This is a genomic window from Sporolactobacillus kofuensis (assembly GCF_024125425.1).
Lineage (GTDB): Bacteria > Bacillota > Bacilli > Bacillales > Sporolactobacillaceae > Sporolactobacillus > Sporolactobacillus kofuensis.
The window spans coordinates 148,762-163,630 of sequence record NZ_JAMXWN010000006.1 but is presented as its reverse complement, the minus strand read 5'-3'; the positions used below and the strand labels follow the sequence as shown (position 1 = coordinate 163,630).

The window sequence follows — 14,869 nt, the reverse complement described above, 5'->3', positions numbered from 1 at the left end:
TCGCTCTTTTCTTGATTTCGAAGTAGCCGATGATCAGTGCATTGAAGAGGACGATCATGGCTACAAGCAGGGTTACTTCAAATGAGATGCTATTCCCAAGCGAGATCGTTGATCGTAATGCATCAATGACGTAGGTCATCGGCAAGTACGGATGAATCGTCTCGAAGAATGCATTGGATAATTGGATCGGGTACGTACCTGCTGAACCGCCAAGCTGTAAGACGAGCAGGATCAGCATGAGGAACGTTCCGACTCGGTCAAGGAGCAAGGTGAACAAGGTGATCATGGCCATGAACGCGAGTGCGGTCAGAATTAGGACCATGAGTGTCTTGATTGGTGCGAGCGGCGTGAGCTTATTGACCGCGAGAATCAGAATGTACATGATGATCGATTGCAGGACGGCGATTGAGCTCATCACCGACATTTTACTTGCCCACCAAGATAGGCTGTTCTTCGGATATTTGCTTGGTTTGTAGCTCTCATAGAGCAAGTTCAGGACAAGCGCGCCGATGAACAGGCCGATCGCCATCATGTAAGGCGACATGCCGGTACCATTATTGGCAACCTTAGCCGTCTCAATTTGCTTGCCGTTTACCGGAGTGGCCATCATCCGATACGTGTTGGTATTCGGATGGATGCTCGTAATCTTGTTTCCACCATCTGCGAGTTTTGTTGCGAGTGTCTGGTTGCCGTCTGATAATTTCTTTAATCCGTCGGCGAGTTTTCCGGAACCGTCGGTCAGTTTCTGTGATCCTTGATGGATTTGGTTCGCACCGCTCTCAAGCTGATTTGAACCGTTAATTAGAGAAGAACCGTTTGTCGCTAATTGATGTGTTCCTGTCGTTAACTGCTCGCTACCGCTGGCGAGTTGCGCGACTCCGGAGCCTAGAGAAGGCAATTGACCATTTAATTGGTTTAAGCCTGAATTCAGTGCATTAGCGCCGCTATTCAACTTGTTATTCGATGCGGTTAATTGGTTTGCGCCTGATGATAGTTGCTGACTGGCACTCGCCAATTTCGAGACACCGTTTTCGAGTTGAGGAAGCTGTTGGTTTGCTGCTTGAACTTGTGTGCTCGTTTGGTGCAAGCCGTCATTCAATTGCTGAGAGCCTGCCTGCATTTTCGAAACGGCGGTTGCGACTTGGCCGTTCTGCTGCTGGAGTGTCTGCAGGTTAGCGCCCAACTTTGTGGCTGCTGATGCTAGGGCTGCCTTGGCCGCCGGATCACTGACTTGACCAATTGCCGTCTGAAGTGCCATCATATTGCTTTGCAGCTCTTGGACTTGTTGCGCACTCTCTTTACTATTCATTTGATTGTTTAATTGCGTTAGGCCGGTATTCAACTGATCGCTGCCATTCGTCAGCTGTTGAATTCCGTTACCCAATTTTTGAGAATTAGAGACAACACTAGGTATCTGTCCATTCAATTGTTGCAAGCCATTGTTCAATGCGGTTGCGCCGCTGCCTAGCTGTGCAACACCGCCAGTATAAGTCGATAAGCCGGAGCTTAGTTGTTTGGAGCCGTCACTCAGTTTGCCTACACCGGATTGAAGCGGTGCAACATTCTTTGCGAGCGACTGGATGCCGCTGTTCAGCTTCGTCGCACCTTGATCGACTTGGTGTGCGCCGCTGACATATTTACGGATTCCTTGGCTCATCGTATGCACACCGTTCGAGAAGGTCAACGAACTGTCCGTCAATTTTTTCAGGTTATCGGTAATCGTTTTATTGCCTTTTGCGACTTGATTTGTGCCTGTAACGAGCTTGTGATTGCCCTTTGCTGCTTGATTCATGCCCTTGCCCGCATCGCCTAGTTTGTCGAACACGGTCTTCGCATAGATCCGCGTTACGTCAGCGGATACCGTATCTTTCAGCTTGGACGCTGCTGTTGCTGAGAATTTCTCACCAATGAAGCTGTGCCCGGCGCTTGTTCTATAGACGAGCTGCATTTTCTTGGGTTGTTTATCAAGCAGTGTCGTTGCATTCTTTGAGAAATTCCTCGGAATCGTCACGATCATGTAGTAATCACCGTTCGTTAAGCCTTTTTCCGCTGTGGCTTGACTCACAAAGTGAAAATCGAGTGCATCGGATTTCTTCATGCCCTTGACCATTTCATTGCCAATTGCCAATGTCTTTCCCGAGTACTTTACACGCTGATCTTGATTCACCACGGCAACGGGCAATTTATCCATTTTGCCATAGGCGTCCCAAAGAGACGATAGGAAGATCAGACCGTACAGTGTCGGAATCACCATAATCCCACAAAGGATCACAAGGAGCTTCTTATTTTTAAAAATATTTTTCCATTCATTTCTAATCATGTTTCTGCCTTTTCCTTTCTAGAGTTATTGCCCGAGCTCACTCATGATGTTTTTCCAGTCGAACATTTTCTTCTCATAATCATGACTGGTCAGCACATCGGTTAACGAGAACTGGTTCAGTTTATCCTTAAAGAGCCGCTCTGCTTCATAAAAGATATTCAACACTTCATTTTCTTTCGTGATCACTGAATCATTCGCGAAAAAAACATGTTCTGCCAAATGGAGCGGTTGGATCGCGCTTTGCTTTCCCTCAATTGCCTCGAAAATATCCAGCATCGTTATTTCTGATGGTGACTTTGCCAGTGAAAATCCGCCTTCCTTACTTGCCGAGGACTCTACTAATCCCGCAACAACCAGTCTGCGGACAATTTTCTTCAGAAAAGAATCAGAGACTTTTAGACGTTCGCTTAATACGAAGCTTTTGATCGGATCTTGATTCACCTGCGTTGCGAGCATCGCCAAGATACAAATCGCCTGTTCGACCCCACTTTTCATTTTCATTGCTGTCGCCTCCTGTCCGTGGATTAAACTGTCTATAGATATAATAAATCCATGGATATAATTTGTCCATAGATATATTTTATCTGCGGGTAAAAATTTTATCTTTATTTTTAGATTGTGAAAAAAAGAGCAACAGCTTCGCGTGGTGGACACGAGAACTGGTGCTCTTTTTGTGTGATTCAATGCATTTAGCGGCTAGCCGGTTTGACGAGTTGTCCGGATGGCCCGTGGACGATCTCGCCGTTCTTCATCACGGTTTCCCCGCGTACGATCGTTTCCACCGGCACACCTTTAATTTTCCAGCCATCATAGGCTGTGACTTTACTTTTACTGTGAAGATCGGCCGCTTTGATCACTGTTTCTTTGTCCATATCGACAATCGTGATGTCGGCGTCGGTGCCAACGTCGAGCGAGCCTTTTTGCGGAAAGATGCCAAACCGTTTGGCAGGATTCTCGGCCATCAGTGCGGTCAGCTTTTGCAGAGTCAGCTTGCCTTCATTGACTGCATTCAGCATCAGTGGTGCTATGGTTTCCGTACCCGGCATGCCGGCGGGAATTTTCCAGAGGCTGCCCGACTTTTCTTCCGGCGTGTGCGGGGCATGATCAGACGATACAATCGTGATCGTGCCGTCGTTAATCGCCTGCCACAGCGCTTGTTTGTCTTTTTCATATTTCACCGGTGGATAGATCTTCATCACTGGGCCAACCTTCGGATAATCCTCGTTGCTGAGGAACAAGTAATGCGGACAGGTCTCGGCGCTGACCGGTGCACCCTGGGCTTGAGCATGGCGAATCGCCTCGGCGCCTTCTGCGGTCGTCACGTGAAGCACATGCAGACGCGCGCCCGACGCCCTGGAAAATGAGGTCCCCATTTGGACGGTCACTTCTTCGGCAAGGTTCGGCCGGCCTTCAAGCAGTGCCTCGTAATCGGTGCGGCCCGACTTTTTCACCTGTTCGGTCAATGTCTGAATCAGGCTGCTGTCCTCACCGTGGATGGCAAGCACATTGCCGGTCTTCGCGACGTTTTGGAAAATCTCGTAGACTTCGCCATCCGACAGCGGCGGCAGCACATCATCCATGCCAGGCTCATAATTGTAGGTCAGCTGAAATGTATTCTTGTTCACGGCATAGCCCCAGAAATACTTGAAGCCGATCACACCCGCCTCATGCAGTTCCGCAAGATTGGCGTTGTTCATCGGTCCGAGCGCAATCCCCCAGAGGCCGAAATCGACATGTGCTTTCGGCGTCAAGTTCTTGACCTGCGCATGAAAGCTGGCTGCGTCACGCGTCGGCGGTGTTGTGTTCGGCATATCGAAAATTGTCGTAATCCCGCCGGCAGCCGCCGCCTGAGTTGAGGTGAAAAAGTCTTCCTTGTATGTAGGCCCTGGATCACGTGAATGCACATGCACATCAATCAGTCCCGGCAATACGTATTGACCGGTGGCATCGGTTTCTTTCTTTGCGGTGCCTTCAAGCGGTTGATCCGAGATCGCCGCGATTTTTCCATTTTTGATGTAAATAGTGGCTTTATAAAATTCGTTTGGTGTGACGATCGTTCCATTTTTGATGACGTAATCCCAATTCATGTGTCCGCCTCCATCCGATTCACTTGCTAACTAAATTATACGGGATTTCAGAGCCGATGCCAAAAGCTCGGACCAAGATGTACTTTGATTCGGAAAATCTCTTGAAACGGCAAAATGGAGTGAGACTCCATTCAGTCTCACCCCATGAATGCGGCGCCGATGATTAGCGCACCGGCAACGACAAAGGCCGGATGAACTTTCAGGCGCTGCATCAGCACGAAGCTTGCGGCACCGATTAGGATCATCGGTAGCCAGCCGGATGCCTTGTTTGAGGCGGTGAAGAAGTTCCAGGCCATCACGCCAAGCATGACCACGATGATTGGACGAATCATTAGTGTCAATCGTTTGACTTTCGGTGAATCCTTGAAGCGATACAGAATCTGCAGCAGTACGATCAATAGAATCAGCGACGGGGCGATCGTTGCGAACAACGCCACGAGTGATCCGGCTATGCCGCCGACTTGGTAGCCGATGTACCCAGCCATTTTTGTCGCGATCGGGCCTGGCAGTGCGTTACCGAGTGCGAGCACGTTACTGAACTCGGTGACACTCATCCAATGGTAGTGGCCGACGACTTCATTCTCGATCAGCGGAATGGAGGCCGGGCCACCACCGTAACCGAGGATCCCAGGAATAAAGAATGCGAGAAACATATGTACTAAAAGCGTCATGATTTCTCACCTTCCTTTGTTCTTTTTTTATCCGGCATGATTAGGACAAAGATCAAAACAAGTGCGATCAGAATTGGCGCTTGCACATTGAGTACTTCCATTAAAACAAAACTGAGCCCAACCAGGACCAAGCTGATTGCCCAGCCAAGTCCCTTTTTGGCACTGGATAGGAAGCGCCAGGTCAGCTGAGCCATCATCACGCCGACAACCGGCAGCACAGCCTGGGTCATGCCATGTACCCATCGCTGATTCTGAAATGCTGCGAGGAAGCCAAGCAGAATAATCAGTAAAACCACGGTGGGCAGAACGGTTGCTACCAATGCGATCAGTAGACCGGGTAACCCTCTAACTTTCCAGCCGATATAACCGGACAGCTTCGTATTAATCGGACCCGGCAGCGCATTGGCAATCGCCACAACGTCACCGAACTCCTCAATCGTCATCCATTGATATTTTTTAACAACCTCCGCCTCGATCAAAGGAATACCTGATGGTCCTCCGCCAAAGCTGAGGATACCGGAACGGAAAAAAGCCATGAAAATATCGAGATAGCGCGGTTTTTCTTTTTCTTGAGCGTGCATCAAATCCAACCTTTCCGATGTTTTTCACGAAAAAAAGGGGCAAAAAACGCCCCTTTTTCAAAAGCATTTAGTTAATTGTATCATCAATTATCGATGATTGGGGATTACACCAGGACCAAAATGAGTATCTGCCGTTGCTGGAGCAGCGACAATGTTCGGTTCTTTATTGGTAAACATGAAGAGTAGTCCACCGATAAAGAGCAATGCGCCGGAAATATAGAAGCCGATTTCCAGATGACCGGTCAGATCGGCAAAGTACCCGGTAATGTACGGTGCGAAAATGGATGAGATCATACCGGCAAAGTTGAAGATGGAGTACGCTCTTGAGTACATCATTGTCGGTGTGTTTTCAGCCACATAGGAAACAAGGATCGGATCTAGTGCTAGTTTGCCAACCATTCCATAGATGACAAGTCCTGTAATCATCAACGAGTAATTCTGCGTGTATGGAATGACGATTTGGCAGATTGCCCCAAGCACCGCTAGGAACAAGATGAGCGGTTTCTTATTTTTAATATGATCCGAAAGATAGCCGAACAAGAGTGCACCTGGAATCGAGGCCCACGGTACCAGGGACGAAATGATCCCGGTTTGCGATCCGTCGACGCCGCGGACGGTCTGCAGGTAAAACGGCAGCCAGGTCAGCATCCCGAAAAAGCCGTACAACGAACAGAAAATGAGAATGTAGGTAAAAATATGATTGCGGCTGAACAAAATTTTCAAATTTGCTTTTTGCACCGGCGCTTTCTTAGTTGAGACCGAAGCCGGTTTTTTCGCATCATCCTTAACGAAGACACCGATCAATACGGCAACAATGGCTGTTAATACACCAAAGACGAAGAATGAGGTTTGCCAACTTTTATGAAGCGTAAACGTCAGGTAACTCGATGCAATGAAGCCTGCGGAAATGCCAAGTGCCATTCCGCTGTTAATGATCGCAGAGGATAAGCCGCGATACTTCTTCGGCAGCGTTGCCGAGGAAATCGCGTACTGAGGGCCATAATATGTCCCTTCGCCAAATCCGGTGATTGCCCGAACGATCAGGAATAGTCCAAGTCCGGAAACAATTCCACTGAAAAAAGTACCCACCGCGAACAGCAAATAGCCGCCAACTAGGACCTTAACCCGCCCAAACCGGTCAGCAAGAAATCCGGCTGGAATTTGCATCAATGCATAGGTTGTAAAAAATACCGTGGACATGAGTCCAAGTTCACTCTTTGAGAGGTTCCAATCTTCACCGATCACACTCATAATTGGTGAAAGAATGTTTCGGTCTGCGTACATAAACGCCCATCCCAGTGAAAATAGAACAGTGATGAGAATGTAGTTTTTCTTTGTATGGTTCATCTATGATCCCTCCACGAATTATAAGTTGGTTACCATGCGGCAACAATGCCGTCTGCCCGTGACTCCGTGCCTCCAACCAGTACCCCTGTTTCTTGATTGCGCCAGATGATCTGCCCTCGCCCGAAGGAGTTTAGATCAAGAGCAACTGTTATCTCATGCCCTCGTTCGGCCAGCTCATGGGCAATATTGATCGGAAAATCCGGCTCAACCATTACCTTTTTATCGCTGATCCATTGCCATCTCGGCGCGTCAAGCGCGGCCTGTGGATTCATATGAAAGTCAATCGAATTGGTGATGACCTGAAGCTGGCCCTGCGGCTGCATGTATTCGCCCATCACACCGAACGGTCCGACAGGCTGTCCGTTCTTCGTCAGGAATCCCGGGATAATCGTGTGATACGATTTTTTACCTGGATAGAGACAGTTGGCGTCCTCTTTGTTCAGTGAAAAATCAAATCCGCGATTCTGCAGTGAGATGCCTGTTCCGGGAATGACGATCCCCGAACCGAAGCCTTTAAAATTGCTTTGAATGTAGGAGACCATATTCCCTTCCTCGTCGGCGGTGGCCAGATAAACCGTTCCGCCCTTCGGCAAGGAGCCGGCGGTCGGTTGAATCGCCGTCTCGCCAATGAGTTGCGCACGATCAAGGCAGTGTGCTTCCGATAAAAGTTGCGCGACTTCATCATGCATGTAACTCGGATCCGTAATGTACTTTTTCCCATCAGTAAACGCGAGTTTCAATGATTCGATCAGTTTGTGATAGGTATCCGGCAATTCCTTATCGGGTAATTCCAATTGATTCAAAATTTTCAGAGCAATAAGGGTAACGAGACCCTGCCCATTCGGTGGCAGCTCCCAAACGTCATAGCCGCGATAATTGACCGAGATCGGTTCAACCCATTCTGCGTGATAGTTTTGTAGATCTTCCTTGCGGATAAAGCCATCAAACTTCCGTGAAAAATGGTCTATTTTTTCCGCCAGTTCTCCTCGGTAAAAGGCTTCGGCATTAGAATCGGCAATTTTTCTCAAGCTGTCTGCCATTTCTTCCGATTTCCAAAGCTCACCGGCTCGAGGCGCACTTCCTTTTGGCGCGAAGGTCTTGAACCAGTTCTCAAACTCCGGCCCATCCAATGCTGTATATGTTTCAAAGGCTGTTTTCCAGTTCTTTGCAACAACCTCGGAGACCGGATAACCGGATTGCGCATAGTCAATCGCCGGCTGCATCACTTCTTTTAGTGAAAGCTTTCCGAAACGCCTGATGCATTCCGCCCATGCAGCCGGAGCACCGGGTACCATCACCGGTTCCAAGCCGTATTTCGGCACCTTGCTCCTGCCACGTTTGTGCATGGCCTCAACGGACATCAGCTCGGGTGCATTACCGCTCGCATTCAAGCCATGCAGTTTGCCTTTGGTCCAGATGATGGCGAATGCATCGCTGCCGATTCCATTTGACGTCGGTTCGAGTACGGTCATACATGCTGCGGTTGCAATTGCAGCGTCAATGGCGTTACCGCCTTTTTTCAAAATCTCGAGGCCGGCTTGCGCACCGAGTGGCTGTGAGGTAGCAACCATCCCTCGTTTTCCATAGATCGGTACATGTTTTCCATCATCATAGCGATGGTTGAAATTCATCATATCTTTGCCTTCACCTCAACTGTTTTTGTCGGACTTACCGGTAAGACCAGTTAATGTGTCTAATTATAATCTTCTGAAATTTTTTTCGGTCTATTGTGTTAGATTATCTGACATATTTTTTTGAATTGATGGTTTATGGGTGGGTTCAAGTGGTTGTGTAAAATGAATGAGCTCCTCTACTCGCGGGGTGCGCGATCAAGGAGCCGTAGATTTTGAGAGGAAGTCGATTATTGCTCGATGCTGCTGATTTCTGAGAGCATCTTTTTATAATGGAGCAGAACATCTTCAATATGACGGCGCATCAGACTGCTGCTTTTCTCGCCGTCTTCTTTTTTGATTGCTTCAAGAATCTCGGAATGATAGTAGAGTGCGTGTTCGGTATCGTCATTGCTCGCCATCTCAATTCGGACCTTCTTGGACAAGTCGGTCAGTGAGTCATACACTTGAATCATGACCTTGTTCTGCGCAGCATGGGCGATGGTGTTATGGAATTTAAAATCCGGCACAATAATAGATTCCTTATTCTTGACACAGACAGCCAATTCTTCGACTGCACTTTGCAGGATTTCGATCGTCTCGGGCGTATGGCGCCGCGCTGCAAGATAGGCGTTCTCAGCTTCCAGCGATCTGCGAAATTCAAGCAGATCAAGGGACGACTTGGCATCGATAAACGGCAGCAATTGTCGCAAATCCAACTGAGTCACATCGATCGTGCGGTTCGTCAAATAATTTCCCTTGCCCGGCCTCTTCTCAATGATCCCGCGCTCGCACAAGGTTTGCAGCGCTTCGCGAACCGAGGAGCGGCCAACCTCAAGCATGCGCGCAATCTCGCGCTCAGATGGAAGTTTGTCCCCAGGCTTCACGCGCTTGCGGATGTAATCAAGGATAAATTTTTGTACCGTTTCACTGACACCAATCACATCGACGAACTCCTTTTTTTCGGGCATCCTACAAAAAATACGCTGGATTTCTATGTATTTCCATAGTATCAGAAAATGAGCACGGCCAAAAGACCTAAAGATTAGACCAATGGACATGAACAGCCGTTCATTCCAAGAGATGTCAGAGAAAAATTCGAAACGAACATAAGGAACATCGTAACAAATCCCAATAAACCCGAAACGAATGGAAAGAGGATTCTAATGAAAAGAGTAAACGACAAATTTAGTAACGATCCTCGATAAAACAGTAACGAACTGCTGGAAGTTGAAGAGGTGCTTCAAGTGGACTACAACTCGCCCGCGAGTTGTTCCAAATCAGAAAAAGTTGAAACCAAGTGGATGAAAACCGAACCCAACACAGCCTAAACCGAGCTTAAGATTAGAAATCGAACTTATAGAAATAAACAAGGCCGGACGTATTTGTCCGGCCTTGTTCTTCATTTGATTATTTTACTGGTATCGCGGCTTCGAGCTCTTTTTTTAACTCGTCTTTGGTGATTTTTTGTGGAGTTTGGCCATCTCGACTGAGCAGGACAGTTGGTACTGAGGTTGCGTCGAAGTGAATGGCTTCGCCGGCAATCGTCAGGCTGTAGTCGGTGTTGTCCGGCTGAATGGATAAGCCATAGTTTTCGGTCAAATAAGTTTTGATTTCGTTATCGGAAAGTTTCTTCCAGTCTGCTTGATCCTTGAACAGTTGCAAAATTACCTTATTCATCTTTTCCTGATCCTTGTAATTTAAGAATAGGTGTACGAGATTACCTTTGAGCAGGCCTTCTTTTGGCTTGTCAAAAGGTTTCAAAATCAGTTCAACCTGTTTCTTATCGATTGCTGCGAACAGATCGGTTTCATTTTCTGCGAAGAAGTTCGCACAATGCGGGCAAGCCAGGTTAGTAAACACGGTCAATTTTACCGGTGCGTCTTGGTCACCAAAATGAAAACCAACGTCCGACAAAGTCAATGTATCCGTCATCGTTATCCCTCCAAATCTGATGTTACTTCAACGCTAGCGCATTCTCGTCATGCAGGCAAGAAAAAAGCAACCTATTTACTTTCGTTCATTAGATAACTTGGCCTCGCCAAGTTTCTGAGGCGCCGTCTGTTTCTGTGAACTTCCGTCCATAAAAAAAAACTAGCCAGTCATTCGCAATGAATCCGCGGTTACCGGCTAGTTTTTGATTAGGCGAGCTCTTTGCCTTTGGTTTCAGGTACGAGGAACAGCATTGAGAGTGCGGCGAGCACATAAACGAATGAGATGGTGCCAAGTGCCGCGCTCAGTGAATGATTCAATGCCATGAAGCCGATGATCAGTGGACCAAAGCTTCCGATGAATCGACCGGTGTTGAAGATGATATTTTCTGCGGTTGAACGTGCTTGTGTTTGATAGTGTTCGGCGAGTAACGCACCGTAGCCGCCCATCATGCCGTTGACAAAGAATCCGAGAACGGAGCCAAGCGCAACAAGCAGTGTCGGGTTATCGATCTGGAAGTAGATCCAGACAATGATGGCTGCACAAATCTGGAAGGTCATAAATGCCGGTTTTCGGCCCCATTTATCCGCGAGCCATGCAAAGGTGATGATTCCGATCACCATGCCAAGAACCGTTGATATCGTCCAGAACACGGTTCCGTTAATTGTATAGTGATGCTGTGTCGCCAGCATCGTCGGCATCCAGTTCATGATGCCGAAGTAGCCGAAATTCTGCACACTGCAGATTAAAATGAGTCCGATGGTTGTTCCGGTAATTTTCCATGAACGGAACAGCTCGATAATTGAGATTTTCGTTTTATTTTCTTTTTTCGCGGCAAGCCATAATTCAGGTTCTTTTAGGTTTCTTCTTGACCACCAGGCAAGTAGAGCTGGAATTACACCAACGAGGAAGACACCTTGCCAACCAAAGTGTGGTGCGATAAATGCCGCGCACAATGTTGCGAGAATGGTTCCTGCTTGGTAGCCGAGCGCCACGTATGAGGTTGCCCGCGTCCGGTATTTTTTCGGCCAGGATTCAGTGACTAGAGTCATGCCGATGCCGAATTCACCGCCGAGACCTAACCCAGAAAGAAATCTGAAGAGGTTAAATACACCGAAATTCGGTGCAAAGGCACACAGTCCGGTAAACACTGAGAAAATGAGGATGGTCCACGTAAATACGCGCACACGTCCGTAAATGTCGGCCAGAACGCCGAAGATGTACCCACCGATGACTACACCGAGCATTGTAATCGTTGAAATACTGCCGGCTTGAGCCGGATTGATACTGTAGTAAGCAATAATTAATGGCAGGACAAAGGCGAGGATCATCATATCCAGCCCATCCATTGCGTATCCGATAATCGATGCCCACAATGTCTTGTGTTGATAAGGTCCTATCTGGTTCGTTTCGTTTGTGTTGCCCATCAGCTCTTGCTTTGACTCTGTCATTACTTTCCCTACCCTCTTTTTATTGATCTTGTTTTCATTGCCCATCGCATTGGCATAAATCGTTCATACCAATGAATAAGTTTAAGTGAAATCGACGGTTCAGAAACTATTTATGTCAGATTCTATGACAAACTAATCTCGAATTCAACAAAATTTGATAAAGCGGTCTGAATCCGCAAAAAAACAGGCGCCGATTTTCGATCGACGTCTGTTTAGAAAAGCAAACTCGCTTTTTCACTAAAACACAGTCCTATATTTGACCCTTATTATTCTGCTGCTTTCAGTGCGAACATCATTTCTGCTTCGCAGGCCACTTCGCCATCCACGGTTGCCACGCCTTTGGCTTTGGCAAACCCGCCACGGAATCGAAGAATTTCTGCTTCCAGACGTAATTGATCGCCCGGACGCACCTGGCGTTTGAACCGACATTTATCGATGCCGGCATAAAGCGTCAGCATATTCTCTTCTTTACCTTTGCTCAGCACGGCAATGCCGCTGACCTGGGCAAGTGCTTCAACAATCAGCACACCGGGCATGACCGGATAATCCGGAAAATGGCCTTGGAAAAATGGTTCATTAACTGAAACATTCTTGATCGCGACGGCTTTTTTTCCATCTTCAACCTCGAGCACACGGTCTACAAGTAAAAATGGATACCGATGCGGTAAAATCTTTTTAATCTCATCAATCGTTAACATAGGATTCGCGCAACGTGCGCGCGTTCGCTCCCTTCAATCAATTCGTTTTCAGAAAATCAAAGATATGCTGCCATGTTGCGGTTTGAAAAACCGCCCATGGACTGCGATGGCCCAACCCACCGTAACCAAACATTGCGCCGAGAACAAGGGCAATCGCGCATAAACTGATCAGCGCAATCAGACGCTGCCAGATGGGGAAACGCCTTTTTTTATACCCGAAAAATGGGTTGAAAAGCGGCTGGCTATCTTCTTCTGGCGCAGCTTTTTTCCGTTTCGCCGCTTTTTTCTCTGCGTTTTGTGCTTCGGTTCGAGCTGTGCGGACAGCTTGTCTCGTTTGCAGCTCTTCAGATGTTGCGCTGTTCTGCGTAAGTCGCTTATCGTTTTTTTCCATAAAAGGATTCCTCGCTTAACGTAGAAGTCCGTTGACCAGTCCCGCCATCTGATCACCGATCGTAATGGAACGCGCGTTCAACTGATAGTTATGCTGCAGATTTATCAGATCAGACATTTCCTTAGTCAAATCGACATTCGAGTTTTCCAATTTTCCCTGAGCCACGCTGCCGTTTGCGCCCGCCACCGGCTGAACGACTTGATTCAGACCAATGCCGAGTTGTGCAAGATTAGGCAGTGTGTAGAGATTGTTGCCTTGTTCATGTAAAAGCTGCGGACGACGAACGGTGACGATCCCGAGCTGTCCGGCGTTCACCTGAGCACCGTTTGCTAGATTAACAGTAATTTGACCAGAGTTGTTGATGTGGATCTCTCTGTAATGAGCCGGGATACGGATCGGCTGTCCGTTCGCACCAAGTACCGCGTAACCGGATTTCGTCATGAGCCGCAGTTCATTGGGATTCTGAGGATCAATCTGAGCGTTAAACGCGCCGTCGCGTGTATAAGCCGTCGTTGTTCCACCATTTGCACCGGTTAGTGCCACGGTAAAAAATTGATGCCCGTTGCTCAGTGCCAAGTCGAGCGGGTTGTCGGTCTGTTTGATTGTGCCTACAGCGAGATCCATTTGCGTATCGCCAATTCGGGAACCTGAGCCTGCGCGTATGCCAGACGGTGTCAAACGGTTGCTTTGATCGGTCTGATCGGCATTTACATTCATGTTATTGATTTGCTGGAAAAGCAGATCCATAAACTGTGCATCACGGCTTTTATAGCCGTTGGTTCCTACATTGGCAATATTGTTGGCGACCGTTGCCAGCTGTTGCTGAATTTGACCTAATGTTACTGCTGTATCCATCATTTGTCTTTGCATCGCTTGCACCTGCCCTTTTATAAAAACGGTTCACCTTTAGTTGATCCGTCCAACCTGATTGACTGCTTTATCCAACGTGCCATCGATAATTTGAAGGGTCTTTTGATTGGCTTCAAACGAGCGGTAGGCTTCCATCATATCCGTTATCGTCTGATCGGCTTGCACATTAGAGCCCTCGACAAAGCCTTGCTTCAGATTATAGCTAATGGTGCCATTCGCGTTTGCCTGAGGCAGGGCGCCACCGCCATTAAATCGGAACAGGCTGTTGCCTTCTTTGACGAGCTGATTGGTATTTGCCGCATAGCTGACGCCAATTTGGCCGTAGTTTGTCCCGTTTATCGAAATGGTGCCGTCCCCGGCGATCTGGAACTGATCCGATGGCAGTTGAATCGGCTGACCTGCCGAATTCAACACCTGATCTCCCGCATCATCGGTGAGATAGCCGGTCGGGCTCAATGTAAAATGGCCGTCGCGTGTATAACGCGTGTCGCCGGCAGGTGTTCGGACATTGAAGAGGAGCGCCCCTTCCTGGCTACCCGTTTGTGGGTTGATCGGAAGCTGTGAAGTAATCAAGGCAACATCCGTTGCCTTCCCCGTCTCCGTCACTGTCCCCTGCGTGAAGTCCGGAATGGTCTCGTCCATATAGACTCCGGTGGCAAGACCGCCGACTTGGCGATTGGCGGTCATATCGCCGCCCAACCGCTCAATCAGTTGTTCAGGAAAAGTGCGCAATTTGCTCTGATCACTTTTATACCCGGGTGTATCTACGTTGTTGAGATTGTTTGACAATGTTTCCTGCCGCCGCTGCTCGGCAATCATCCCTGATGCGGATGTATATAATCCTCTGATCATGTCCTTCACCTGCCTCGGTTAACTTTTATGATCATTTTATCATATTTAAAGGATAAGAA

Annotated in this window: 14 protein-coding genes; all 14 read right to left on the bottom strand. The window is 48.0% G+C overall.

Features of this window, described 5'->3' with window-relative positions:
* On the bottom strand, nucleotides 1-2,320 hold a 2,320-nt coding region (locus NIE32_RS06995; RefSeq protein WP_253054257.1), incomplete at its 3' end, for a YhgE/Pip family protein.
* A gap of 24 nt (nucleotides 2,321-2,344) precedes the next feature.
* Complete coding sequence (locus NIE32_RS06990; protein ID WP_253054255.1) at nucleotides 2,345-2,821, bottom strand: RrF2 family transcriptional regulator; 477 nt, start codon at nucleotides 2,819-2,821, stop codon at nucleotides 2,345-2,347.
* 188 nt (nucleotides 2,822-3,009) lie between these two features.
* Nucleotides 3,010-4,407, bottom strand: a complete 1,398-nt coding sequence (allB, locus tag NIE32_RS06985) for an allantoinase AllB (protein WP_253054253.1) — start codon at nucleotides 4,405-4,407, stop codon at nucleotides 3,010-3,012.
* Nucleotides 4,408-4,544: 137 nt separating this feature from the next.
* Entirely contained in the window at nucleotides 4,545-5,078 is a 534-nt protein-coding gene (locus tag NIE32_RS06980) for a chromate transporter (RefSeq protein ID WP_253054251.1), read from the bottom strand.
* Nucleotides 5,075-5,659 (bottom strand): chromate transporter, encoded by a 585-nt coding sequence (locus NIE32_RS06975; RefSeq protein WP_253054249.1) that lies wholly within the window; start codon nucleotides 5,657-5,659, stop codon nucleotides 5,075-5,077. The genes NIE32_RS06980 and NIE32_RS06975 overlap by 4 nt, the downstream gene beginning before the upstream one ends.
* An 87-nt stretch (nucleotides 5,660-5,746) precedes the next feature.
* Nucleotides 5,747-7,006 (bottom strand): MFS transporter, encoded by a 1,260-nt coding sequence (locus NIE32_RS06970; RefSeq protein ID WP_253054247.1) that lies wholly within the window; start codon nucleotides 7,004-7,006, stop codon nucleotides 5,747-5,749.
* 29 nt (nucleotides 7,007-7,035) lie between these two features.
* Entirely contained in the window at nucleotides 7,036-8,637 is a 1,602-nt protein-coding gene (locus NIE32_RS06965) for a gamma-glutamyltransferase family protein (RefSeq protein ID WP_253054274.1), read from the bottom strand.
* A 230-nt stretch (nucleotides 8,638-8,867) separates the two neighbouring features.
* Nucleotides 8,868-9,560, bottom strand: a complete 693-nt coding sequence (locus tag NIE32_RS06960) for a FadR/GntR family transcriptional regulator (RefSeq protein WP_253054245.1) — start codon at nucleotides 9,558-9,560, stop codon at nucleotides 8,868-8,870.
* Nucleotides 9,561-10,026: 466 nt separating this feature from the next.
* On the bottom strand, nucleotides 10,027-10,551 hold the full coding sequence (locus tag NIE32_RS06955; protein WP_253054243.1) for a thioredoxin domain-containing protein: 525 nt from the start codon (nucleotides 10,549-10,551) through the stop codon (nucleotides 10,027-10,029).
* A 206-nt stretch (nucleotides 10,552-10,757) separates the two neighbouring features.
* Complete coding sequence (locus tag NIE32_RS06950; RefSeq protein WP_253054241.1) at nucleotides 10,758-11,999, bottom strand: MFS transporter; 1,242 nt, start codon at nucleotides 11,997-11,999, stop codon at nucleotides 10,758-10,760.
* Nucleotides 12,000-12,265: 266 nt separating this feature from the next.
* Nucleotides 12,266-12,697 (bottom strand): 3-hydroxyacyl-ACP dehydratase FabZ, encoded by a 432-nt coding sequence (gene fabZ, locus NIE32_RS06945; protein ID WP_253054239.1) that lies wholly within the window; start codon nucleotides 12,695-12,697, stop codon nucleotides 12,266-12,268.
* A gap of 37 nt (nucleotides 12,698-12,734) precedes the next feature.
* Complete coding sequence (locus NIE32_RS06940) at nucleotides 12,735-13,088, bottom strand: DNA-directed RNA polymerase subunit beta (RefSeq protein ID WP_253054237.1); 354 nt, start codon at nucleotides 13,086-13,088, stop codon at nucleotides 12,735-12,737.
* A 15-nt stretch (nucleotides 13,089-13,103) separates the two neighbouring features.
* Nucleotides 13,104-13,958, bottom strand: coding sequence for a flagellar hook-basal body protein (locus NIE32_RS06935; protein WP_253054235.1), 855 nt, complete (start codon nucleotides 13,956-13,958; stop codon nucleotides 13,104-13,106).
* Nucleotides 13,959-13,994: 36 nt separating this feature from the next.
* On the bottom strand, nucleotides 13,995-14,810 hold the full coding sequence (locus tag NIE32_RS06930) for a flagellar hook-basal body protein (protein ID WP_253054233.1): 816 nt from the start codon (nucleotides 14,808-14,810) through the stop codon (nucleotides 13,995-13,997).
* Between the last annotated feature and the right edge of the window lie 59 nt (nucleotides 14,811-14,869).

Bases quoted from the DNA above. Each gene is read 5' to 3' on its own strand.
- NIE32_RS06970 (WP_253054247.1), bottom strand. From the start codon at position 7,006: ATGAACCATACAAAGAAAAACTACATTCTCATCACTGTTCTATTTTCA.
- NIE32_RS06950 (WP_253054241.1), bottom strand. From the start codon at position 11,999: ATGACAGAGTCAAAGCAAGAGCTGATGGGCAACACAAACGAAACGAAC.
- NIE32_RS06935 (WP_253054235.1), bottom strand. From the start codon at position 13,958: ATGCAAAGACAAATGATGGATACAGCAGTAACATTAGGTCAAATTCAG.
- NIE32_RS06955 (WP_253054243.1), bottom strand. From the start codon at position 10,551: ATGACGGATACATTGACTTTGTCGGACGTTGGTTTTCATTTTGGTGAC.
- NIE32_RS06930 (WP_253054233.1), bottom strand. From the start codon at position 14,810: ATGATCAGAGGATTATATACATCCGCATCAGGGATGATTGCCGAGCAG.
- NIE32_RS06980 (WP_253054251.1), bottom strand. From the start codon at position 5,078: ATGACGCTTTTAGTACATATGTTTCTCGCATTCTTTATTCCTGGGATC.
- NIE32_RS06940 (WP_253054237.1), bottom strand. From the start codon at position 13,088: ATGGAAAAAAACGATAAGCGACTTACGCAGAACAGCGCAACATCTGAA.
- NIE32_RS06975 (WP_253054249.1), bottom strand. From the start codon at position 5,659: ATGCACGCTCAAGAAAAAGAAAAACCGCGCTATCTCGATATTTTCATG.
- allB (WP_253054253.1), bottom strand. From the start codon at position 4,407: ATGAATTGGGATTACGTCATCAAAAATGGAACGATCGTCACACCAAAC.
- NIE32_RS06990 (WP_253054255.1), bottom strand. From the start codon at position 2,821: ATGAAAATGAAAAGTGGGGTCGAACAGGCGATTTGTATCTTGGCGATG.
- NIE32_RS06965 (WP_253054274.1), bottom strand. From the start codon at position 8,637: ATGAATTTCAACCATCGCTATGATGATGGAAAACATGTACCGATCTAT.
- fabZ (WP_253054239.1), bottom strand. From the start codon at position 12,697: ATGTTAACGATTGATGAGATTAAAAAGATTTTACCGCATCGGTATCCA.